The 1,100-nt window shown below is 46.8% G+C and carries 1 protein-coding gene; it reads left to right on the top strand.

Features of this window, described 5'->3' with window-relative positions; translation table 11 throughout:
• Positions 1 to 84 precede the first annotated feature (84 nt).
• A partial coding sequence (locus R7Z49_RS23550) for a BatD family protein (protein ID WP_318112149.1) occupies positions 85 to 1,100 on the top strand: 1,016 nt, incomplete at its 3' end.

Genomic DNA, 1,100 nt, shown 5'->3' with positions numbered 1-1,100 from the left:
CAAGCTTTTTGATTCGTGCACAAATGCAGTTGCAAGCTCAACAAAAACAACGTCCACAACAATCTCAGAAGGAGTGGTAAGCCCGTGATGAAAAAAGGCGTACATCTGGTCTTTATTCTTGTGGCCAGCCTGTTATCTAGTTTCTCGGTGATGGCACAAAGCCTCCAGGCAAGTGTCAACAAAACTGAAGTGGCTAAAAATGAAGTCATCAACCTACGGATAATGGCAGACTCAGAAGTTGCGTCCGACGCCATCGACTTCAGCGTATTGGAAAAAGACTTCTTCCTAGGACAGCCTCGCTACGGGCGTTCGAGTAACAACATCAATGGTCGAAAATATCAGCGCACAGAATGGAGCATTTCTATAGCGCCAATGAAAGAAGGGATAATTACGATCCCGAGCTTTTCGGCCGATGGCATGAAAACCGAGCCAATTCAGCTAAAAGTCACGGCGAACAAATCGGCACCCGATCTGGATGATTTGTTCAGCTTCAATATGAGTGTCGATAACCATACGCTATATCCGCAGCAATCTGCGAATTTACGCATGCAACTGATCATCAAGGCCGACACTCGCCGTTTAGACAACCCACAAGTTGTGCCACCACGTATTGAAGGCATGAAGCTTGAACCTGTTGGTGAAATGCAACAAGGGCAGCGAGTCATTTCTGGGCTTGAAGTGACAGTGGTGGAGCAATCTTTCCGCTTAACCGCAGAACAACCGGGAACATTCACGCTCCTTGGCCCACAACTGACTGGATCTTATATCTATGGCGATAGTCTGACGGGCTCAACCAAGATCATGCCGATCAGCACAAAAGTGGAGCAAATGCCAATAACGGTAAAAGCCATACCTAGTGAGTTTAAAGGCAGTTGGTTACCCGCATCGGCACTGCAAATGACTCAGAGCTGGCAAGACGATCAAGGCAATACACTATCCGCCAATACGGTAAATAACGTGAAACAAGGTTCGTCTATTACTCGTACCATTCAAATCAAAGCTCGCGGTACACAAGCCGAATACTTACCGCGTATTACTATGGATTACCCAAACTCCTTACGCGTTTACCCTGAACAGCCTCAATTCGACACAGCAAGAGA

The organism is Vibrio sp. 1562 (genome assembly GCF_033340155.1).
Taxonomy (GTDB): Bacteria; Pseudomonadota; Gammaproteobacteria; order Enterobacterales; family Vibrionaceae; genus Vibrio; species Vibrio alginolyticus.
Note: the sequence above shows the minus strand (reverse complement) of the source record. Positions and strands in the feature narration are given on the sequence as shown.